Below are 21,680 nucleotides of genomic sequence, written 5' to 3'. Positions count from 1 at the left end.
CCCGACATGATGCTGAGGGTTGGATTGATCACCGGGCCGCAATCGGTGGATTTGCTGACAGGCCCGACCATTTGCAAATCGGCGCCAAAACCGGACAATTGCCGGGCTTTGTCATCGGCGAATGCCGAGGCAAAGACGCCGCCTAAACTTTAGCATTGTCGCGTTGGCCATGAGGCAGGCCGGTGCCGACGACGGAAGAGAAGCTGCGCTTCGCCATCCGTCAAGGCGGCCGAACCGTCGGTGMCGGCATCGTCGTCACCATCAAGGARYAATCSAGACCGRCTACWGCCGGWTCGAYAAGAAAAGGGCGGTCTTCGGGCCGCCCTTTTTCGTGATCCGGGACCTGTACCCACCCTGTTGCAAGCGCCATCGCGGCAACTAGTATAGGTTGCGTTGAGGGAGCTTTGCGAAAGAGTGGTTCCAGGGCGCTGTTTCGATGGGAAGGGGTGGTGGTCGCAAGCGCTGGCCGGTCTTGCGCTGTTGATTGCGACAGTGCTGTCTGTCCCGGCGGCGCAGGCGCAGGAGCAGTCGCGTGAGATTCCGCCGATGCGGTTCACCGTCGTGCGCAGTGCTGCGCCGGGCTGCGAGCCCAATTGTCCGGAATGGATATCGGCGGAAGGCACCATCGAGGCGGACACGCCGTCACTCTTCAAACGCACGCTCAAAACGCTCAAGGGACGGCAATTGCCTGTCGTCGTCAATTCGCCCGGCGGCAATGTCGATGCCGCACTCGCACTTGGCAGGATGATCCGCAAGAACAAGCTCGATATCGCCGTTGGCACGACGGTTTTTTCCGGCTGCAAGCCGGAGGTGAAGAATTGCGGCGACAACAAGGGCAAGGGTGCCGACTATTTTGGCATGGCTTTTGACGACGAGGCTATGTGCAATTCTGCCTGTCCGCTTATGTTTTCCGGCGGTATTCGCCGCGTGGTCGGAGATTTCGGTTATCTCGGCGTCCACCAGATCACAACCACATATCACCGGGAGAAGCTGCTCTACCGGACCACCTATCGGATCGTGAACGGCAAGAAGAAGGTGATCAACACCAAGGTAATCAGCCGGAAAAATGCCGGCAGCTACAAGACCTACGAGATGAGCAAGGCGGTCGAGAAGACGCTTTCCGCCTACTTGAAGGAAATGGGAATCGGCGACGGCGTGCTTGTCATGATGAAGGCGACGCCGGCCAGCGACATCCGTCAGATCGGGCTCGACGATATGCTGACGATGAAGTTGGTGACCAGCCGCGACGCCGTGGGGCTGTTGACCACCGCAAGCTTGTGCGCGATGCAACAGCCGGCCCCGAATTGCCGGGAGATACCGAGCTCTGCAAACGATGCGACGCCATCGGCGGCTGCGACTGGCAAGGCCGGGGATATCGTGCCGGTTGGACCGGAGACCGCGAAGGCCGGAGCGGACATGCGCTTTGTCGTGGTTCGCGGCAGCAATCCGCTGTGTAATCCCGACTGTCCGGAATGGATCTCGGCGGAAGGCGTGATTACGAGTCAGACGCCGCAGAAGCTGCGCCAGTTGCTCGCCACGCTGGGCAATCGGCGCCTGCCTGTCGTGATCAGCTCACGGGGAGGTGACCTGTCCGGCGCTCTGGCAGCGGGCCGGCTTATCCACGAAAGGAAGCTCGACGTCGCCGTGGCCCGGACCGATTTCGTCGATTGCGACCCAGGAGCATGGAATTGCCTGGCCAAAGAGGGCGCCTATGCCGGATTGAGCATCGATGCGGGCGTGGAGTGCGATTCGGCCTGTGCGCTGATGCTTGCCGGCGGCGCGAGAAGGCTTGTCGGTCCCGAGGCGCGGCTCAGCCTGTACCCGATGGGACAAAAGCAGGTGGTCAAGGCGTACCTCGAGGAGATGGCGATCGGTCCCGCTTTGTTCAAAGCGATCGCGGGACGCTCGACCGAGGGCCGGCTTGAACCGGACACCATGCTGAAGGCGGGACTGACAACGGGACCGCAATCGGTCGACGCACTGACCGGCGCGACGATTTGCAAGGCTGTTCCCAGGCCAGACAATTGCCGCGGCCTGCCGCCCGCCAATGCGGCGGCCGACGCGCCCGCAAAGCTGTAGCGCGCGGTTTTCGGAAACTGGCCATCGAGGCAGGTTGAGCTGTCTTAGATCTTTCCGCTATCGTCGCGGCCGGTGGCGCCGGGGCTGGGGGAGGATCGATAATGAGCCGGGATGTTCCGACACTCTACGAATGGGCCGGCGGCAGTGACGCCCTGAACCGGCTGACACAGACCTTCTACGACAAGGTGGCAACGGATCCCGTCGTTGGGCCGGTGTTCAAGACCATGTCGCCGGACCATCCCGCCCATGTCGCCGCCTTCATCGGCGAAGTCTTTGGCGGACCGAAGACCTACAGCGAAAAGTTCGGCGGCCACCGCGAGATGGTCATGCATCATCTGGGCAAGCATTTGACCGARGARCAGCGCCGCCGCTGGATCAACCTGCTYGCCGAYGCCGCMGATGCCGTCGGKCTGCCSGACGATCCCGAATTCCGCTCSGCCTTCAYRGGCTATGTCGAATGGGGATCGCGGCTGGCCAAGATGAACTCCAATCTCGGCGAAACYTGCGATCCYGARACCGARCCGATGCCRGCCTGGGGCTGGGGCGTRCYSGGCGGGCCATACACGCCACCGGCCGGGAAATCGTAGCCGTTGCAAACAGGCAGACCCTGCGGCCGGTCACCAGCGCCCCGGAATTCCGGCAGAGATCAGGCGGCTTTTGCCGAACCGTCGAAGCTGCGCAATTCCTGCAAACCTCGGCAAAGATGGCGCCACAAAAAGCTGGGACGCTGATGCATCGTTGAGGCTTTTGTGATGCTGATCGCCCATCTGCCATCGGGATACATTCTGGGTCGGTTCGCGCGGGGACGCTGGCGTGAGGCGCCCGGCATCATGATTGCCGCGATAACCGGTAGCGTCATCCCCGATATCGACATGCTGTATTTCCATTTTGTCGACGGCGGACGCACCCACCACCATGCCTATGTCACTCATTGGCCGCTGTTCTGGGCGGCGACCGGGCTGTTGTCGCTGGTTCTCGTCAGCTGGTGCGCCAGGCCGTATCTGGCGGCTACCGGCGCCTTTTTTGCCGCCGCCATGGTGCACATGGTCCTGGACACCTTGGCGTCTCCCATATTGTGGCTGATGCCGTTTGACCGCCATGCACTTGAACTGGTTACGGTTCCGGCCAGATACAAAAACTGGGTCTTGAGTTTTGTTTTGCACTGGACGTTCGCACTCGAGCTTCTGACATGCGGCTGGGCGCTTTGGCTTGGATATGGAAGAACCCAGCCTGCCGCGAGCGCCTCATGAGGTGCCCGCAAAAGGGAGTGAGCGATGACTGCCGAGGACTTCAAGATCGTGCGCTGGCGCGAGTGGGACGGCCCCGGTATCGAGCATCTCGAACTGCGCGAGCGGGCAGGAGAGGTCCTGGCCGACTCCGTCGTCATTTGCTCCGGCCAAACGCCTTTTGCCGTCCGCTATCGCATAGAATGCGACGCGAACTGGCGCGCCAGGAGTGTCACTGTCGACATGATCGGCTCCGGCCGGGCACTGGTTCTTGCCTCCGACGGTGACGGCCGCTGGACACTGGACGGTCTGCCGATGCCAGAACTGGACGGCGTGCTCGACCCTGATCTCACCGTCACCCCGTTCACCAACACGCTGCCGATCCGRCGCTTGCGGCTTTCCACCGGGCAGAGAGCCGAGATCACCACCGCTTTCATCGAATTCCCGGCGCTCACGGTCGTCAGCAACCCGCAGCGCTACACATGCCTCGAGGAGGGCAGGCGATATCTCTATGAATCGCGCGCCAGCGACTTCAAGCGCGAACTCGAGATCGACCGCGATGGGCTGGTCGTTGACTATCCCGATTTCTGGCAAAGGGGATGAAGGCGCGTTTGCGTGCAAACCGCTCTTTACAGAGAGCGCGGAAGCTTTTAGGAAGCCCCTGCTGCGCCGAGGCGCGCGCGATACGGGCATAGCTCAGTTGGTAGAGCGGCGGTCTCCAAAACCGCAGGTCGTAGGTTCGAGCCCTGCTGCCCGTGCCATTTCAAGAATGGCCATTGGAAACGATTTTTCGTGCCCGCCTTTGAAAACCGGCGACACGCTTGCCATATTAGGCTGATTGGGGCATAAGGGCGCCATAGCCGGGACGGAACGACTGGATGGTTCCGAGGCGGTGTTTGGTCATAAAGCGGACACTTGCCACTTGCGTGGATCAAGAATCGGTTTTATGTAGACAGAACAGACACGCGACGCGTGGAGCTGGGAAACCGGCTTTACGCGTCTGATTTGCATGGGCGAAATGATTGCGCTGATTCGGCGCGATACTGGGCTCAGGCGGCACGTCCCGGCCAGCGGGATCATCCAGGAGACCCGGCCAACGGGTCTTGAAGACAGAGCGGCATATGGCTTCGAAAACCACAAATCCTTTCGTCTTTCTCCAGCAGGTTCGCTCGGAGACCGCCAAGGTGACTTGGCCGTCGCGGCGCGAAACGATGATCTCGACGGTGATGGTTCTGGCCTTCGCTGTGATTGCGATGATTTTTTTCTTTAGCGCCGATCAGTTGATGGGCTTCGCGATCGAACAGATTCTGGGCATTGGACGCTAAGTCCGGCGACTACGGAGAAGTCTAAAAAAATGGCTGCGCGCTGGTACATCGTCCACGCTTATTCGAACTTTGAAAAGAAGGTCGCCGAGGACATCGAGAACAAGGCCAAGCAGAAGGGCCTGTCCGCCGATATCGAGCAGATCGTAGTGCCGACCGAGAAGGTCGTCGAGGTTCGCCGTGGCCGCAAGGTCGATGCCGAGCGCAAGTTCTTCCCGGGCTACGTGCTCTTGAAGGCCAACCTGACCGATGCCGTGTTCTCGCTGGTGAAGAACACGCCGAAGGTCACCGGCTTCCTGGGTGACTCCAAGCCGGTGCCGATCACCGAGGCGGAAGCACAGCGCATCCTGAACCAGGTGCAGGAAGGCGTCGAGCGGCCGAAGCCCTCGGTCACTTTCGAGATCGGCGAAGCGATCCGCGTTTCGGACGGTCCTTTCGCGTCCTTCAACGGTTTCGTCCAGGAAGTGGACGAGGAGCGGGCGCGGCTCAAGGTGGAAGTTTCGATCTTCGGGCGCGCCGTGCCTGTCGATCTGGAATTCGGACAGGTCGAAAAGGGCTGATCCGAATCTCTGGCGCCGGTTTGGCGATCAGGGGAGGCGGCGCGGAAGCGCGTGGCCTGAGTACGGTGGGAGACGAATGGGGCTTTAGCCGGCCGCATGGATCGCACCACCAGACTGCAACCGCCGGTGTTTCCCAGATGATTGGGGCCGGCATAGACAAAGGCAGGAAAAGAGATGGCTAAGAAAATTGCAGGCCAGCTCAAGCTCCAGGTGAAAGCGGGATCGGCGACGCCGTCTCCCCCGATCGGCCCGGCGCTTGGTCAGCGTGGCATCAACATCATGGAATTCTGCAAGGCGTTCAACGCGCAGACCCAGGAAATGGAAAAGGGATCGCCGGTYCCGGTCGTCATCACCTAYTACCAGGACAAGTCKTTCACCTTCGTCATGAAGACGGCACCGGTGAGCTACTTCCTGAAGAAGGCGGCAAACCTCACGTCGGGTTCGAAGGAGCCGGGCAAGGTCAAGGCTGGCACCGTTTCGCGCGACAAGGTTCGCGAGATCGCCACTGCCAAGATGAAGGATCTGAACGCAAACGACGTCGAGGCGGCCATGCGCATGGTCGAGGGCTCCGCCCGCTCGATGGGTCTGGAAGTGGTGGGCTGAGATCATGGCAAAGATTGCAAAGCGTGTATCGAAGACCCGCGAAGGCATTGATCCCAACAAGGCTTATGCCTTGGGCGATGCGTTGAAGCTGCTCAAGGACCGTTCCTCGGTCAAGTTCGACGAGACCATCGAAGTCGCGATGAACCTCGGCGTCGACCCGCGTCATGCCGACCAGATGGTCCGCGGCGTGGTCAATTTGCCGAACGGCACAGGCCGCTCGGTTCGCGTTGCCGTGTTCGCTCGTGGCGACAAGGCGGAAGAGGCCAAGGCCGCAGGCGCCGACATCGTCGGTGCCGAGGATCTGGTCGAGATCGTCCAGAAGGGCACGATCGATTTCGATCGCTGCATCGCCACGCCGGACATGATGCCGCTGGTCGGCCGTCTCGGTAAGGTGCTCGGCCCGCGCGGCATGATGCCGAACCCGAAGGTCGGCACCGTCACCACCGACGTCGCCGCCGCCGTCAAGGCATCGAAGGGCGGCGCGGTCGAGTTCCGCGTCGAGAAGGCCGGCATCGTTCATGCCGGTGTCGGCAAGGTCTCGTTCGACGTCAAGGCGCTGGAAGAGAACATCCGTGCCTTCGCGGATGCGGTGACCAAGGCAAAGCCGGCTGGCGCCAAGGGCAACTACGTCAAGAAGGTGTCGGTCACCTCGACGATGGGCCCGGGCCTCAAGCTCGACGTCTCGACGCTCGCCGCGTCCTGATACGAACATCTTGGATCGGCCGCTAAGCGGCTGATCCGCAAGTGAATTCCGGGCCTCCGACTTGTTGGTGGCCCGGTACCGGAAGCCGAGAGGCTTCCGGACATCCTGTCCGAGATTGCAGGCGGCCCAGAAGCCTTAATTCAATTGGGCCTGCATGAGACGGGTGAAAACCGGACAACGGAGCGACAAGCTCCAATGAAAGGTTCGAACCGTGTTTGCCTTTTGTCTGCGCATCGTCGGCTTGGCCGTCGGTGTGGCGAAAGGGGGCAGGATCCTCGAGCGTCGTTCGGGAGATCCGTTACTGGATGGCCCGGCCGGCAAAAGGCAACCCGACGCCTGTCCTCGTCAATGGGAATGTTCCCGTTGAACAGGGTAGGGGTCAACTGGAGATAGGCAGTGGACAGAGCGGAAAAACGCGAACTCGTCACGGGCCTGAATGATGCGTTTTCGGGCGCAGGTTCAGTCGTAGTGGCCCACTATGCCGGTATCACCGTCGCGCAAATGAACGACCTTCGGTCGAAAATGCGCGCTGCCGGTGGCACCGTTAAAGTCGCGAAGAACCGTCTCGCCAAAATCGCTCTTCAGGGCACGGACTCCGCATCGATCATCGACCTGTTCAAGGGACAGACGCTGATTGCTTATTCGGAGGATCCGATTGCGGCGCCGAAGGTCGCGTCCGATTTCGCCAAGGGGAATGAGAAGTTGATCATTCTCGGCGGCGCAATGGGCACAACCTCGCTCAATGCCGATGGTGTGAAGGCACTCGCCACACTTCCGTCGCTCAATGAGCTGCGCGCCAGGCTGGTTGGCATGATCGCCACGCCGGCAACCCGGATCGCCCAGATCGTCAATGCGCCAGCGGCTTCGGTCGCGCGCGTCATCGGCGCTTACGCCCGGAAGGACGAGGCGGCATGAGGCCGTTCCTCGCTATCACAAACACACGTTCGAACCTTATGAAGGAATACAACAATGGCTGATCTCGCAAAGATCGTAGACGACCTTTCGAAGCTGACCGTCCTCGAGGCGGCCGAGCTGTCGAAGCTTCTGGAAGAAAAGTGGGGCGTTTCGGCTGCTGCTCCGGTGGCGGTTGCCGCTGCTGGCGGCGGTGCAGCCGCTGCTGCTCCGGTTGAAGAGAAGACCGAATTCGACGTCGTCCTCGTCGAGGCCGGCGCTCAGAAGATCAACGTCATCAAGGAAGTCCGCGCCATCACCGGTCTTGGCCTCAAGGAAGCCAAGGATCTGGTCGAAGCGGCTCCGAAGCCGGTTAAGGAAGCCGTTTCCAAGGCTGACGCTGACAAGTTCAAGGCCCAGCTGGAAGCAGCCGGCGCCAAGGTCGACCTGAAGTAAGCGTAAAAGCGGCGGACGGCCTCGCGCCGTCCGCCACTCCTTTCGGCCGAAGGGAGGACGCGTAGCGCGAGATGTACGAGAACCTCTTTCCTGAGGGCCACAGCCGGCCCTCAGGAAACGGGTTTTCTCCCGTTTTAGCCGGCCGCCGCCAAGCAATTGGTTGGGGCGGACGGAGAACAGACAGAGAGCCGCCGCCCAGGCGGCTCGGTATGCAAGGCGGGCCGCGGCGAGGCCCGTCCCGAGTTTAGAGCTAAGGAGCGACGATGGCCCAGACCCAGACTTTCAATGGCCGCAGACGCGTACGCAAGTTCTTCGGAAAGATTCCGGAAGTTGCGGAGATGCCGAACCTGATCGAGGTTCAGAAGGCGTCCTATGACCAGTTCCTGATGGTGGACGAGCCCAAGGGCGGACGTCCGGACGAGGGACTGCAGGCTGTTTTCAAGTCGGTCTTCCCGATCTCCGATTTTTCCGGCTCCTCGATGCTGGAGTTCGTGAAGTACGAGTTCGAAGGACCGAAATTCGACGTTGACGAATGCCGTCAGCGCGACCTGACCTATGCCGCGCCGCTGAAGGTGACGCTGCGCCTCATCGTGTTCGATATTGACGAGGATACCGGCGCCAAGTCGATCAAGGACATCAAGGAGCAGGACGTCTACATGGGCGACATGCCGCTCATGACCTTGAACGGCACCTTCATCGTCAAYGGCACCGAGCGCGTCATCGTCTCGCAGATGCACCGTTCGCCGGGCGTTTTCTTCGACCACGACAAGGGCAAGTCGCACTCGTCGGGCAAGCTTTTGTTTGCCGCGCGCGTCATTCCCTATCGCGGTTCGTGGCTCGACATCGAGTTCGATTCCAAGGACGTCGTGCACGCCCGCATCGACCGTCGCCGCAAGATTCCGGTGACGTCGCTCTTGATGGCGCTCGGCATGGATGGCGAAGAGATCCTGTCGACCTTCTACAACAAGATCACCTACAAGCGTGCCGGCGACCATTGGCGCATCCCGTTCAACGTCGAGCGTTTCCGCGGCCTCAAGGCTGTCGGCGACCTGGTCGACGCCGATACGGGCGAGGTCGTTGTCGAGCAAGGCAAGAAGATCACCGCCCGTCAGGCCAGGGCGCTTGGCGAAAAGGGTCTCAAGGCGATCAAGGCGACCGACGAGGATTTGCTCGGCAATTACCTGGCCGAGGACATCGTCAACTACGCCACCGGTGAGATCTTCCTCGAAGCCGGCGATGAGATCGACGAAAAGACGCTGAAGGTGTTGCTCGGCACGGGCGAGAACGAGATCAAGGTTCTCGACATCGACCACGTCAATGTCGGCGCCTACATCAGAAACACGCTCAACGTCGACAAGAACGAGAGCCGCCAGGACGCGCTGTTCGACATCTACCGTGTCATGCGCCCCGGCGAGCCGCCGACGCTCGAGACCGCCGAAGCCATGTTCAACTCGCTGTTCTTCGACAGCGAGCGCTACGATCTGTCGGCCGTTGGCCGCGTCAAGATGAACATGCGCCTCGAACTCAAGGCCGAGGACACCGTGCGCGTGCTGCGCAAGGACGACATCCTGGCCGTGGTCARGACGCTGGTCGAACTGCGCGACGGCAAGGGCGAGATCGACGACATCGACAATCTCGGCAACCGTCGCGTGCGTTCTGTCGGCGAGCTCATGGAAAACCAGTACCGCGTCGGCCTGCTGCGCATGGAGCGTGCGATCAAGGAGCGTATGTCCTCGATCGAGATCGACACGGTGATGCCGCAGGACCTGATCAACGCCAAGCCGGCGGCTGCCGCCGTGCGCGAGTTCTTCGGTTCCTCGCAGCTGTCGCAGTTCATGGACCAGACCAACCCGCTGTCGGAGATCACCCACAAGCGTCGYCTGTCGGCRCTTGGACCGGGCGGTCTGACCCGCGAGCGCGCCGGCTTCGAAGTGCGCGACGTGCACCCGACGCATTACGGCCGYATCTGCCCGATCGAGACGCCGGAAGGCCCGAATATCGGTCTGATCAACTCGCTGGCCACCTTCGCACGCGTCAACAAGTACGGCTTCATCGAGAGCCCGTACCGCAAGATCGTCGACGGCAAGCTGACCAATGACGTCGTCTATCTCTCGGCGATGGAAGAAGCCAAGCACCATGTCGCGCAGGCCAACGCCGAGCTCGACAAGAATGGCGGCTTCGTCGACGAGTTCGTCATTTGCCGCAGTGCCGGCGAAGTGATGATGGCGCCGCGTGAAAACGTCGACCTGATGGACGTGTCCCCCAAGCAGATGGTGTCGGTGGCCGCGGCCCTGATCCCGTTCCTCGAGAACGACGACGCCAACCGCGCTCTGATGGGCTCGAACATGCAGCGTCAGGCCGTGCCGCTGGTGCGCGCCGAGGCGCCGTTTGTCGGCACCGGCATGGAGCCGATCGTTGCCCGTGACTCAGGCGCCGCCATCGGCGCTCGCCGCGGCGGCATCGTCGACCAGGTGGACGCGACGCGTATCGTTATCCGCGCGACGGAAGATCTCGATCCGGGCAAGTCCGGCGTCGACATCTACCGGCTGATGAAGTTCCAGCGTTCGAACCAGAACACCTGCATCAACCAGCGTCCGCTGGTGCGTATGGGTGATCGGGTCAACAAGGGCGACATCATTGCCGACGGTCCGTCGACCGAGCTCGGTGATCTGGCGCTCGGCCGCAACGTGCTGGTCGCGTTCATGCCGTGGAATGGCTACAACTACGAGGACTCGATCCTGCTCTCCGAGCGCATCGTCGCCGACGACGTCTTCACCTCGATCCACATCGAGGAGTTCGAGGTCATGGCGCGCGATACCAAGCTCGGTCCGGAGGAAATCACGCGTGATATTCCGAACGTTTCGGAAGAAGCGCTGAAGAACCTCGACGAAGCCGGCATCGTCTATATCGGYGCGGAAGTKCAGCCGGGCGACATCCTGGTCGGCAAGATCACGCCGAAGGGCGAAAGCCCGATGACGCCGGAAGARAAGCTKCTGCGCGCCATCTTCGGCGAAAAGGCTTCGGACGTGCGCGACACYTCGATGCGCATGCCTCCGGGCACCTTCGGCACCGTCGTCGAGGTGCGCGTGTTCAAYCGCCACGGTGTGGAGAAGGACGAGCGCGCCATGGCGATCGAGCGCGAGGAGATCGAACGCCTCGCCAAGGACCGCGACGACGAGCAGGCCATTCTGGACCGCAACGTSTATKCGCGTCTTTCCGACGTKCTCGTCGGCAAGGAAGCRATYGCYGGACCGAAGRGCTTCAAGAAGGGCTCGACGCTGTCSAAGGAYACGCTSGACGASTATCCGCGTTCGCAGTGGTGGCAGTTTGCCGTGGAGAACGAAAAGCTCCAGAGCGAACTGGAAGCCCTGCGTGGCCAGTACGACGACTCCAAGAAGGCGCTYGARCAGCGCTTCATGGACAAGGTCGAGAAGGTSCAGCGCGGCGACGAAATGCCTCCGGGCGTCATGAAGATGGTCAAGGTCTTCGTGGCGGTGAAGCGCAAGATGCAGCCGGGCGACAAGATGGCCGGCCGTCACGGCAACAAGGGTGTCGTGTCGCGCATCGTTCCGGTCGAGGATATGCCTTTCCTCGAGGACGGCACGCATGCCGATATCGTGCTCAACCCGCTGGGTGTGCCGAGCCGCATGAATGTCGGCCAGATCCTGGAAACGCATCTGGGCTGGGCTTGCGCAGGCATGGGCAAGAAGATCGGCGAGCTGATCGACGCGTACAAGGTGGCGGGCGACATCAAGCCGCTGCGCAAGACGCTCGAGAGCTTCATTCCGGCGAATGACCGCAACGAGCCGGTCCGTGATTATGACGACGAGAGCATTGTTCGCCTCAGCGAGCAGATGCGCCGCGGCGTCTCGATCGCGACCCCGGTGTTCGACGGCGCGCACGAGGCTGACATCAACATCATGCTGGAGCAGGCGGGCCTGCACACATCAGGTCAGTCGCAGCTCTATGACGGACGCACGGGCGAGCCGTTCGATCGCAAGGTGACGATGGGCTATATCTACATGCTCAAGCTTCACCATCTCGTGGACGACAAGATCCACGCGCGTTCGATCGGTCCGTACTCGCTCGTCACCCAGCAGCCGCTGGGCGGCAAGGCGCAGTTCGGTGGCCAGCGCTTCGGCGAGATGGAGGTCTGGGCGCTGGAAGCCTACGGCGCCGCCTACACGCTGCAGGAAATGCTGACGGTGAAGTCGGACGACGTCGCTGGCCGCACCAAGGTCTACGAGGCGATCGTCCGCGGCGACGACACCTTCGAGGCCGGCATTCCGGAGAGCTTCAACGTGCTCGTCAAGGAAATGCGGTCTCTCGGCCTCAATGTCGAGCTGGAGAACACCAAGCTCGACGACAACCCGATCCGGCTGCCCGACGCGGCCGAGTAAGGCTACGGCGCGCCGCATAAGTTGCGGCGCGCCAAACGAATTCGACGGCCAGTGGCCGACAAAGACGGCGGGCGTTTGGTCCGCGTTAGATGCAAGGGGTTTTCGAGGACCCCGAAAAGGAGAACGGCATGAACCAAGAGGTCATGAATCTCTTCAATCCGCAGGCGCCGGCGCAGGTGTTCGATTCCATCCGGATATCGCTCGCCAGCCCTGAGAAGATTCTGTCCTGGTCGTTCGGCGAGATCAAGAAGCCGGAGACCATCAACTACCGCACCTTCAAGCCGGAGCGTGACGGTCTTTTCTGCGCGCGCATTTTTGGCCCGATCAAGGACTATGAGTGCCTGTGCGGCAAGTACAAGCGCATGAAGTACAAGGGCGTCATCTGCGAGAAGTGCGGCGTCGAAGTCACGCTGTCGCGCGTCCGCCGCGAGCGCATGGGCCATATCGAGCTCGCCGCTCCCGTCGCTCACATCTGGTTCCTGAAGTCGCTGCCCTCGCGCATCGGCACGCTGCTCGACATGACCTTGAAGGACATCGAGCGCGTCCTCTACTTCGAGAACTACATCGTCACCGAGCCTGGCCTCACCGCGCTGRAGGAGCACCAGCTGCTCAGCGAGGAAGAGTACATGATCGCCGTCGACGAATATGGCGAGGATTCGTTCACCGCCATGATCGGCGCAGAGGCCATTCATGACCTTCTGGCCGGCATGGACCTGGAGAAGATCGCCGGCGACCTGCGTTCGGAACTGGCTTCGACCACGTCCGAACTGAAGCAGAAGAAGTATCTGAAGCGGCTCAAGGTCGTCGAGAACTTCATGGARTCCGGCAAYCGTCCGGAATGGATGATCATGAAGGTGGTTCCGGTGATCCCGCCGGACCTGCGTCCGCTGGTTCCTCTGGATGGTGGACGTTTCGCGACGTCCGACCTGAACGACCTCTATCGCCGCGTCATCAACCGCAACAACCGTCTGAAGCGGCTGATCGAGCTGCGCGCTCCCGGCATCATCGTGCGCAATGAAAAGCGCATGCTGCAGGAAGCCGTCGACGCACTGTTCGACAACGGCCGTCGCGGCCGCGTCATCACCGGTGCCAACAAGCGTCCGCTGAAGTCGCTGTCCGACATGCTCAAGGGCAAGCAGGGCCGGTTCCGCCAGAACCTGCTCGGCAAGCGCGTCGACTATTCCGGCCGCTCGGTCATCGTCACCGGTCCGGAGCTCAAGCTGCACCAGTGCGGCCTGCCGAAGAAGATGGCGCTCGAACTGTTCAAGCCCTTCATCTACGCCCGYCTCGACGCCAAGGGTTWCTCCTCGACCGTCAAGCAGGCGAAGAAGCTGGTCGAGAAGGAACGTCCGGAAGTCTGGGATATTCTTGACGAGGTCATCCGCGAGCACCCGGTGCTGTTGAACCGTGCGCCGACGCTGCACCGCCTCGGCATCCAGGCGTTCGAGCCGATCCTGATCGAAGGCAAGGCGATCCAGCTGCATCCGCTGGTCTGCACGGCCTTCAACGCCGACTTCGACGGCGATCAGATGGCCGTTCACGTGCCGCTGTCCCTGGAAGCGCAGCTTGAAGCCCGCGTGCTGATGATGTCGACCAACAACATCCTGCACCCGGCTTCCGGCGCGCCGATCATCGTGCCGTCGCAGGACATGGTTCTCGGTCTCTACTATCTCTCGATCGTCAACCAGAACGAGCCGGGCGAGGGCATGGTGTTTGCCGACATGGGCGAACTCCAGCATGCGCTCGAGACCAAGGCGGTGACCCTGCACGCCAAGATCAAGGGCCGCTTCCGCACGGTCGACGCCGAAGGCAAGGTCGTGTCGAAGATCCATGACACCACGCCTGGCCGCATGATCATCGGCGAGCTTCTGCCGAAGAACGTCAATGTGCCTTACGAGACCGCCAACCAGGAGATGACCAAGAAGAACATCTCCAAGATGATCGACACCGTCTACCGCCACTGCGGTCAGAAGGAGACGGTCATTTTCTGCGATCGCATCATGGCTCTCGGCTTCGCTCATGCCTGCCGTGCCGGCATTTCGTTCGGCAAGGACGACATGCTGATCCCGGATAGCAAGATCAAGCTGGTCTCCGACACCGAGGCTTTGGCCAAGGAATACGAGCAGCAGTACAATGACGGCTTGATCACGCAGGGCGAGAAGTACAACAAGGTCGTCGACGCCTGGGCCAAGTGCTCGGAAAAGGTCGCCGACGAGATGATGGCCCGCATCAAGGCGGTCGAGTTCGAGGACAATGGCCGTCAGAAGCCGATGAACTCGATCTACATGATGTCGCACTCCGGTGCGCGTGGCTCGCCCACCCAGATGCGTCAGCTCGCCGGCATGCGCGGCCTGATGGCCAAGCCGTCGGGTGAAATCATCGAGACGCCGATCATCTCGAACTTCAAGGAAGGCCTGACCGTGCTCGAGTACTTCAACTCGACCCACGGCGCCCGCAAGGGTCTGGCCGACACCGCCTTGAAGACGGCGAACTCGGGTTACCTCACCCGCCGTCTGGTCGACGTGGCGCAGGACTGCATCGTCAACTCCGTGGATTGCGGCACCGACAAGGGCCTCACCATGCAGCCGATCGTCGATGCCGGTCAGGTTGTCGCTTCGGTTGGTCAGCGCGTGCTGGGCCGTACCTCGCTCGACGACATCAACCATCCGGTGACCGGCGACCTGCTGGTCAAGGCCGGAACGCTGATGGACGAGCGTGACGTGGAGCAGATCGAAAAGGCCGGCGTCCAGTCGGTCCGCATTCGCTCGGCACTGACCTGCGAGGTCAGGATCGGCGTCTGCGCGGTCTGCTACGGTCGCGATCTGGCGCGCGGCACCCCGGTCAACCAGGGYGARGCYGTCGGCGTCATCGCGGCGCAGTCGATCGGCGAGCCGGGYACCCAGCTCACCATGCGTACCTTCCACATGGGCGGTACCGCGCAGGTGGTGGATAGCTCGTTCCTTGAAGCCTCGTATGAGGGCAAGGTCGAGATCCGCAACCGCAACGTGGTGCGCAACTCCGACGGCCAGCAGATGGTCATGGGCCGCAACATGGCGGTGCTGATCCTCGACGAAGCCGGCAAGGAGCGCGCCTCGCACCGTCTCACCTATGGTTCGCGTATCTTCGTGGACGATGGTGACAAGGTGAAGCGCGGCCAGCGTATCGCCGAGTGGGATCCCTATACCCGCCCGGTCCTCACCGAAATCGAGGGCAGGGTGTCGTATGAGGATCTGGTCGACGGCATTTCCGTTCAGGAAACGGCCGACGAGTCGACCGGCATCACCAAGCGTGAGGTCATCGACTGGCGCTCGACGCCGCGCGGCAACGATCTGAAGCCGGCGATTGCCATTCAGGACGCCAAGGGCAAGGTCGGCAAGCTGTCGAAGGGTGGCGACGCCCGCTTCCTGCTCTCGGTCGAGGCCATTCTCTCGGTCGAGCCGGGTGCGCAGGTTCGTCCCGGCGACGTGCTGGCACGTATCCCGATGGAAAGCGCCAAGACCAAGGACATTACCGGCGGTCTGCCGCGTGTTGCCGAACTGTTCGAGGCACGTCGTCCGAAGGATCACGCCATCATCGCCGAGATCGATGGCACGATCCGCTTCGGCCGCGACTACAAGAACAAGCGTCGCATCATCATCGAGCCGCATGACTCGACGCTTGAGCCGGTCGAATACCTGATCCCGAAGGGCAAGCCGTTCCATCTCCAGGACGGCGACGTCATCGAGAAGGGCGACTACATCCTCGACGGCAATCCGGCACCGCACGACATCCTGGCGATCAAGGGCGTGGAAGCACTTGCTTCCTACCTCGTCAACGAAATCCAGGAAGTCTACCGTCTGCAGGGCGTGTCGATCAACGACAAGCACATCGAGGTGATCGTTCGCCAGATGCTGCAGAAGGTCGAGATCACGGTGCAGGGCGACTCGACCTACATTCCGGGCGACCACGTCGACGTGATCGAACTGGAAGAGGTCAACGAGCGCCTGATCGAGGACGGCAAGAAGCCGGCCGAAGGTCAGCCGGTGCTCTTGGGCATCACCAAGGCATCGCTGCAGACGCCGTCCTTCATCTCGGCCGCCTCCTTCCAGGAGACGACCAGGGTGCTGACGGAAGCCGCGGTTGCCGGCAAGACCGACATGCTGCAGGGCTTGAAGGAAAACGTCATCGTCGGCCGGCTGATCCCGGCCGGTACCGGCGGCACGATGAGCCAGATCCGGCGCATCGCCACCTCGCGCGACGARCTGATCATCGACGAGCGCCGCAAGGCSTCCGGYGTSGARRTCGCCGAGCCGATGCTGRCCGAYATGRYMACCGCCGCGCAGTAAGCGCGGCGGCAGCAATTCCCAACAGGAATTGCGCCAGAACAAAAGATAGAGCGGTTCGGCGTTTCCTGGAAACGATGAACCGCTCTTGGATATCTCAGGCAACAGGGCCGTCGGGGCAACCCGGCGGCCTTTTTGTTTGTGCTATTCGGACGGCTTCTCGAAGCGAAGCAAATCCCCTGGCTCGCAATCGAGGTATTCGCAGATGCGCTCCAGCGTGTCGAACCGGATGCCTTTGACCTTTCCCTGTTTCAGAAGGGAAAGGTTGGCTTCGGTGATGCCGACATGTTCGGCCAGGTCCTTCGACTTCACGTTTCGTTCGGCGAGGACGACATTGAGCCTGACCCTTATGGGCATAAGCCGATCCTCCTCATATGAACTGCGCATTTTCGTCGGCGAGCGCGGATGCCTCTGATATGACCCAGGTGATCACGGCAATGATGCCCGCGGTCAGCAAGGTCAGCAGCGTGTCGCTGTCGAGACCGAGCGTCAGCCGGTGCTGGCCGGCAGGCGCGTCCAAACTCAAGAGAACGGACAATGCGGCCCCCGAAACTGGCTTCAGCACTGCCGATGCCAACAGCCCGAGGCCAAAATACCGCAAATTCCTGATGGCGTTCTGACCGAAGAAGTCTCCGGTCGCAAAAGCTTGGAAGGCGCGTCGGGCTGCCATCAGCGCGAAAACGAGACAGGCGAGCGGCGCAAACGAGATCGCGAACCCGGCCAGTCTCCGACCGAGGCCCATGCCGTTCAGCCATTCCTGAGGAATATTGGCATCCATGGCGATCGAAGCGGTGGGAGTGGCGAGCCAGTAAATCAGCACAGCAATCGTCAGCGCTGCCGCCAGCACAACAAAACACCTTGCCAGCACCAGGCTGAAAAGCCGGATGCGTCTCAACCTTGTCTGGCGCGTTGGGTCCAGGGTTGGAGCCGTAATGACGGGTTCAATCATTGTGATCTCGCTTGGTGAAAAGAAATTATCGTTTTACAATAATAAGATTATGCATAACGATGTCAGATGTCAATGTTCGACTCAACAGGAGCTACCAATGCCTTCCTTCAAACGCGAGATTACCCTTGCCGCCATCGGGTTCATGACGGCGCTCGTGATGCCCTTTGCAGCCCACGCCCTGCCATCGACGGCGACTGGTCGGATATCGGTGGCGCAGGTGATGGAGATGATCGAAAAGGCCGGGACGAGTCCAGTCGCCAGGCAAACGCTTGTCGCCTATGTCGCCGGGGTTGGCGAAGGTGCCGGCGTCATCGTCGACACGATCGGCAATGGCGCCCGTTCGTGCAAGAAGTCTTTCAGCCTGGATACTGGGACCATACGCGCCGCCCTCGAAGCCGGTGCGCCCCGTCACGACAGCTGGTCGCAAACGCCGGCGACGCCACTGATCGTTGCCGACATGGTCAAGCGCGCTGGCTGCCGCACCACGGATTGATCGAAGCGAGCCGCCGGGCCCGGATCGCGATCGACAGCGCTTCAATCACGGAAGCCGTCGGGGCAACCCGGCGGCTTTTTCATTTACGACGACCTGTCTCGGTTGGTACGAACGTCCTGAACGAACTTGAATTCGGACAGCCGACGACATCACGTGTTTCCTTGCCGCAACCCTTAAGCGGCCCGGTTTCGTAATTTGGCTCTTGATGGATCGGAAAAGACGATGAGCAAGAAGACCTGGGCTGCTGTCGACGACTACATCGTTGATGCCCTGTTCGAGGCAGATCCCGCCCTCGATGCCGTTCTGGCGGCCAACCGTGATCAAGGTTTGCCACCGATCGACGTCTCGCCGGCGCAGGGCAAGCTGCTTTCACTTCTGGCGCGCATTCAGGGAGCGAAGAAGGTTCTCGAAGTCGGCACGCTGGGCGGCTACTCCACGATCTGGATGGCGCGMGCCYTGCCTKYGRRCGGCAAGATCGTGACGCTTGAACTCGAYCCGCAYCACGCCAGCGTCGCGCAGTCGAATTTCGAACGGGCAGGCGTGTCGGAACGCGTGGACCTGCGAATCGGACCGGCCCTTCAGTCGCTTGCCGCGCTAAGCGCTGAGAAYGCCGGRCCGTTCGAYCTCATCTTCATCGACGCCGACAAGCCGAACAAYCCGAACTATCTGTCMTGGGCGATGCGGCTGTCGCGGCCGGGGACTGTGATCATCTGCGACAACGTCATCCGCGACGGCGCAGTGCTCGATGAGGGCGGCCATGACGCCAATGTCGTGGGCGCTCGGGCGGCGTTCTCGTTCATCGGCGGCGACAAGCGCCTGGACGGCACCGCCATCCAGACAGTCGGCGCCAAGGGTTATGATGGCTTTGCGATTGCGATCGTCGACTGAAAACGCAAGCCGGATCTGAAAGGTATTGGACAGATGAAGGAGACAGCTCTCTGGGACCTGATCAACGAGCGCCGGGAGCGCATGAGCTTTGCGCAGCGAAGGCTCTGGGACACGATCAGCATTGATCCGGAACAATGGATTCACCGGACCTCGGCTGGCGCGGATCTTCACATTTGGGTTGTAGCGCTGATCGGCCGAACTGTGATCTCATACAACGACCTTGAGCACGGTTTCGACCGCTCAAATTTCGCTAGGTATGGCGAGATCACGCAGCTTGGCTGGGGGCAATCCGATCTTGAGATCGCCGTCCAAGAAGTGCTGAACGAGCTGGAATTCGGACGTCGCACCGCACCAAGCGTCTCCGAACCTAAGCCAGGAACATATCCCGGCCAAGGTTCACGATAGCAACGCCTCGGTTCAATCGAAGAATGCCTCGACCACGTTGCGCTTGCCGAGCATGAAGGCATCGGCGACATGCTGGAGCGGCGCCAGATCGACGTCGGACACGCCGGCGCGCACGATCTCGGCGAAGCGGCGGTAGAGCTGGGGATATTCGGCTTCGGGCTCGTCGTGAACCACCTTGCCGTCGACGGCGAGCTTGGTGCCGCCGCCGGAAAGCACCATCTTGCCCTGGTCCGTGTCGGCCAGGATGTCCCAGCTTTGCGGGCCGGTTTGCAGCCAGTCGAGGTCCATCGTCACCGGCAATCCATCGGAAGTGCGAAAGGTGACTTGGGCCGCGACCGGAGCGGCGCGGTTTTCCGGAAAATCGAGCGCCGCCGAAGTGATGAACATTGCCGGCAGGATGTGGGTTGCGATCGACAGCGCGTTGATGCCGGGATCGAAGACGCCAAAACCGCCGGGCGCCCAGATCCAGTCCTGGTTGGGGTGCCAGCGACGGACGTCTTCTTTCCAGTTGATGGCGGCCGACTTGACCTTGGCCGAAGCCAGGAAGGCGCGCGCGGCTTCCACCGCCGGCGCGTAGCGCGAATGCCAGCTGGCGAACAGCGAGACGCCATTGGCCGCCGCGAGTCGCTTCAGGTCCTCGACCTCGCTGACCGTGGCGCCGGGCGGCTTCTCCAGGAAGACGTGCTTTTTCGCGATCAGCGCCGTGCGCGCCGCATCGTAGCGGAACTGCGGCGGCATGCAGAGCGACACGGCCTCGAGCTCGGGCACGGCGTCGAGCATGGCTTCGATATCAGGGAAATTCGGAATGTTGTCGACCTTGCCGTGCCGACTGGCGGCGGCGATGAGGCGATAGCTCTGGTCTTTCGCCAGGGCCGGCAGGTGCTGGTCGCGGACGATCTTGCCGACGCCGACGATGCCAATCTTGATGGGGCCTATCTTGATGGGCTCGGACACGGCCGCTCCGTCTGTTTGATGATGGTGAGCGTTTCTAGCAGAACACTTGCCCCGGGCAAGCCGAAGCCGCCAAGTGGGAGTAGAAAGCTCAGCCCCAGCTTTCCTCGAACTGCAGCGCCAGTTTTCCGCCCGCCAGAAAGGCTTCGATCGCAGGTTCGAAGGGCGAGGGGTCGAGGCCGTTGGCGGCCAGCCACTCGTCGGAATAATAGGTGTTGGCATAGCGGTCGCCGGAATCGCAGATCAGCGTCACCAGCGAACCGGTCTTGCCATGCTCGATCATGCGCGCGGCCTGAAAGCACATGGCGATGAAGTTGGTGCCGGTCGAGCCGCCGACGCGGCGGCCGAGTCGGCGCGACAACACCCGCATCGCCGCCAGCGACACCGCATCCGGTATCCTCAGCATGTGATCGATCACGCCGGGCACGAAGGATGGTTCCATGCGCGGCCGGCCGATGCCCTCGATCCGCGACGGCTGCTCGCAGCGGCAATCGCGATCATGCGTGGCAAAGCCATCGAAGAAAGCCGAGCGCTCGACATCCGCCACCGACAGCCGGGTCGCATGCCGCTTGTAGCGCAGGTAGCGGCCGATCGTGGCCGTGGTGCCGCCAGTGCCGGCACTCATCACGATCCAGCTTGGGATCGGGTGCCGCTCCTCGCGCATCTGTCCGAAGATGGAATCGGCGATGTTGTTGTTGCCGCGCCAGTCGGTGGCCCGTTCGGCGTGGGTGAACTGATCGACGAAATGACCGCCGAGTCGCTCCGTGAGTTCGGCCGACTCGGCATAGATGCGCCTGCCGTCATCGATGAAATGGCAGTTGCCGCCATAGTGTTCGATCGCGGCGATCTTCTCGCGCGATGTCGAACGCGGCATCACCGCATAGAACGGTACGCCGATCATACGGGCGAAATAGGCTTCCGACACCGCCGTCGAACCGGATGACGCCTCGATCACCGGCGAGCCTTCGCGGATGAGGCCATTGCACAGCCCATAGAGAAACAGTGAACGCGCCAGCCGGTGCTTCAGGCTGCCGGTCGGATGGGTGGATTCGTCCTTGAGATAGAAGTCGATGCCGGCCAGCGCCGGCAGGTCGAGTTTCCAGAGGTGGGTGTCGGCCGAACGGTGCTGGTCGGCCTCGATCGCGGCGACCGACCGGTCGGCCCAGGCCCGGGATGCAGGTTCCTTCGATCCAGCCATCATCTATGCCCTGGGTTCAGATCGGCACGTCGAAGGTGACGATCGACACTTCGCCTTCGAGCGCACCCTGGAAAGCGGAGAGATGCGGCTCCTCGTCGGGTATACCGTCCATGTCGCCGATCTGGTCGAGCTCAGCCTCGGCGTAACCTTCCGCCGCAAGCGATTCGAGGGCGCGGCGCACCGCCGAATCGTCGTCGGGCGCAACCAGCATGACATGCACGCCCTCCACTTTGC

20 protein-coding genes and 1 tRNA gene are annotated in these 21,680 nt (G+C 61.7%); 16 read left to right on the top strand and 5 right to left on the bottom strand.

The window, feature by feature from the left end; genetic code table 11:
* The first annotated feature begins 414 nt into the window (after positions 1-414).
* The 13 genes from AC1DX0_RS12900 to rpoC all read left to right on the top strand — a co-directional run bounded on the left by AC1DX0_RS12900 (position 415) and on the right by rpoC (position 16,565).
* Entirely contained in the window at positions 415-2,079 is a 1,665-nt protein-coding gene (locus AC1DX0_RS12900) for a COG3904 family protein (RefSeq protein ID WP_477221440.1), read from the top strand.
* Positions 2,080-2,180: 101 nt separating this feature from the next.
* Positions 2,181-2,666 carry a group II truncated hemoglobin gene (locus AC1DX0_RS12895; protein ID WP_477355591.1) on the top strand — a complete coding sequence of 162 codons (486 nt, stop codon included), beginning with the start codon at positions 2,181-2,183 and terminating at the stop codon, positions 2,664-2,666.
* Positions 2,667-2,831: 165 nt separating this feature from the next.
* Entirely contained in the window at positions 2,832-3,329 is a 498-nt protein-coding gene (locus AC1DX0_RS12890; RefSeq protein ID WP_477221442.1) for a metal-dependent hydrolase, read from the top strand.
* Positions 3,330-3,353: 24 nt separating this feature from the next.
* Positions 3,354-3,908 (top strand): putative glycolipid-binding domain-containing protein, encoded by a 555-nt coding sequence (locus AC1DX0_RS12885; RefSeq protein WP_477221443.1) that lies wholly within the window; start codon positions 3,354-3,356, stop codon positions 3,906-3,908.
* A gap of 82 nt (positions 3,909-3,990) precedes the next feature.
* Positions 3,991-4,066: transfer RNA gene (locus tag AC1DX0_RS12880), tRNA-Trp, on the top strand.
* A gap of 360 nt (positions 4,067-4,426) precedes the next feature.
* On the top strand, positions 4,427-4,630 hold the full coding sequence (secE, locus tag AC1DX0_RS12875) for a preprotein translocase subunit SecE (RefSeq protein WP_027044964.1): 204 nt from the start codon (positions 4,427-4,429) through the stop codon (positions 4,628-4,630).
* Between the two features lie 29 nt (positions 4,631-4,659).
* Complete coding sequence (nusG, locus tag AC1DX0_RS12870; protein WP_010909261.1) at positions 4,660-5,187, top strand: transcription termination/antitermination protein NusG; 528 nt, start codon at positions 4,660-4,662, stop codon at positions 5,185-5,187.
* A gap of 174 nt (positions 5,188-5,361) precedes the next feature.
* The gene (gene rplK, locus AC1DX0_RS12865) at positions 5,362-5,790 is read left to right on the top strand and encodes a 50S ribosomal protein L11 (protein ID WP_013531410.1); all 429 of its coding nucleotides are present in this window, start codon (positions 5,362-5,364) and stop codon (positions 5,788-5,790) included.
* Positions 5,791-5,794: 4 nt separating this feature from the next.
* Entirely contained in the window at positions 5,795-6,493 is a 699-nt protein-coding gene (rplA, locus tag AC1DX0_RS12860; RefSeq protein ID WP_477221444.1) for a 50S ribosomal protein L1, read from the top strand.
* A 396-nt stretch (positions 6,494-6,889) separates the two neighbouring features.
* A complete protein-coding gene (gene rplJ, locus AC1DX0_RS12855; RefSeq protein WP_477221445.1) occupies positions 6,890-7,408 on the top strand; it encodes a 50S ribosomal protein L10 in 519 nt (172 codons plus the stop codon).
* A gap of 54 nt (positions 7,409-7,462) precedes the next feature.
* Positions 7,463-7,840, top strand: coding sequence for a 50S ribosomal protein L7/L12 (gene rplL / locus AC1DX0_RS12850; RefSeq protein ID WP_477221446.1), 378 nt, complete (start codon positions 7,463-7,465; stop codon positions 7,838-7,840).
* A 263-nt stretch (positions 7,841-8,103) separates the two neighbouring features.
* A complete protein-coding gene (gene rpoB, locus AC1DX0_RS12845; protein WP_477355588.1) occupies positions 8,104-12,240 on the top strand; it encodes a DNA-directed RNA polymerase subunit beta in 4,137 nt (1,378 codons plus the stop codon).
* Positions 12,241-12,368: 128 nt separating this feature from the next.
* Positions 12,369-16,565 carry a DNA-directed RNA polymerase subunit beta' gene (gene rpoC / locus AC1DX0_RS12840; RefSeq protein ID WP_477355585.1) on the top strand — a complete coding sequence of 1,399 codons (4,197 nt, stop codon included), beginning with the start codon at positions 12,369-12,371 and terminating at the stop codon, positions 16,563-16,565.
* 141 nt (positions 16,566-16,706) lie between these two features.
* Here the strand turns inward: rpoC and AC1DX0_RS12835 are convergent, their stop codons facing one another.
* Both AC1DX0_RS12835 and AC1DX0_RS12830 read right to left on the bottom strand, forming a co-directional pair.
* Positions 16,707-16,919, bottom strand: coding sequence for a helix-turn-helix domain-containing protein (locus AC1DX0_RS12835; protein WP_056568371.1), 213 nt, complete (start codon positions 16,917-16,919; stop codon positions 16,707-16,709).
* A 13-nt stretch (positions 16,920-16,932) separates the two neighbouring features.
* Positions 16,933-17,511 (bottom strand): DUF2975 domain-containing protein, encoded by a 579-nt coding sequence (locus AC1DX0_RS12830; protein WP_477221449.1) that lies wholly within the window; start codon positions 17,509-17,511, stop codon positions 16,933-16,935.
* A 97-nt stretch (positions 17,512-17,608) separates the two neighbouring features.
* Here AC1DX0_RS12830 and AC1DX0_RS12825 point away from each other — a divergent pair, with 97 nt between their 5' ends.
* The 3 genes from AC1DX0_RS12825 to AC1DX0_RS12815 all read left to right on the top strand — a co-directional run bounded on the left by AC1DX0_RS12825 (position 17,609) and on the right by AC1DX0_RS12815 (position 19,297).
* Positions 17,609-18,004 (top strand): chlorophyllide reductase, encoded by a 396-nt coding sequence (locus AC1DX0_RS12825; protein ID WP_477221450.1) that lies wholly within the window; start codon positions 17,609-17,611, stop codon positions 18,002-18,004.
* 222 nt (positions 18,005-18,226) lie between these two features.
* Positions 18,227-18,892 carry an O-methyltransferase gene (locus tag AC1DX0_RS12820; protein WP_477355583.1) on the top strand — a complete coding sequence of 222 codons (666 nt, stop codon included), beginning with the start codon at positions 18,227-18,229 and terminating at the stop codon, positions 18,890-18,892.
* Between the two features lie 33 nt (positions 18,893-18,925).
* Positions 18,926-19,297 carry a hypothetical protein gene (locus tag AC1DX0_RS12815; RefSeq protein ID WP_477221452.1) on the top strand — a complete coding sequence of 124 codons (372 nt, stop codon included), beginning with the start codon at positions 18,926-18,928 and terminating at the stop codon, positions 19,295-19,297.
* Between the two features lie 12 nt (positions 19,298-19,309).
* Here the strand turns inward: AC1DX0_RS12815 and AC1DX0_RS12810 are convergent, their stop codons facing one another.
* The 3 genes from AC1DX0_RS12810 to AC1DX0_RS12800 all read right to left on the bottom strand — a co-directional run.
* Entirely contained in the window at positions 19,310-20,233 is a 924-nt protein-coding gene (locus AC1DX0_RS12810; protein WP_477221473.1) for a Gfo/Idh/MocA family protein, read from the bottom strand.
* A 106-nt stretch (positions 20,234-20,339) separates the two neighbouring features.
* On the bottom strand, positions 20,340-21,446 hold the full coding sequence (locus AC1DX0_RS12805) for a PLP-dependent cysteine synthase family protein (protein WP_477221453.1): 1,107 nt from the start codon (positions 21,444-21,446) through the stop codon (positions 20,340-20,342).
* Positions 21,447-21,462: 16 nt separating this feature from the next.
* Positions 21,463-21,680: transcriptional regulator (locus AC1DX0_RS12800; protein WP_477355580.1), on the bottom strand; the 218-nt coding region annotated here is incomplete at its 5' end.

The organism is Mesorhizobium sp. P3_A9, assembly GCF_056402975.1.
Note: the sequence above shows the minus strand (reverse complement) of the source record. Positions and strands in the feature narration are given on the sequence as shown.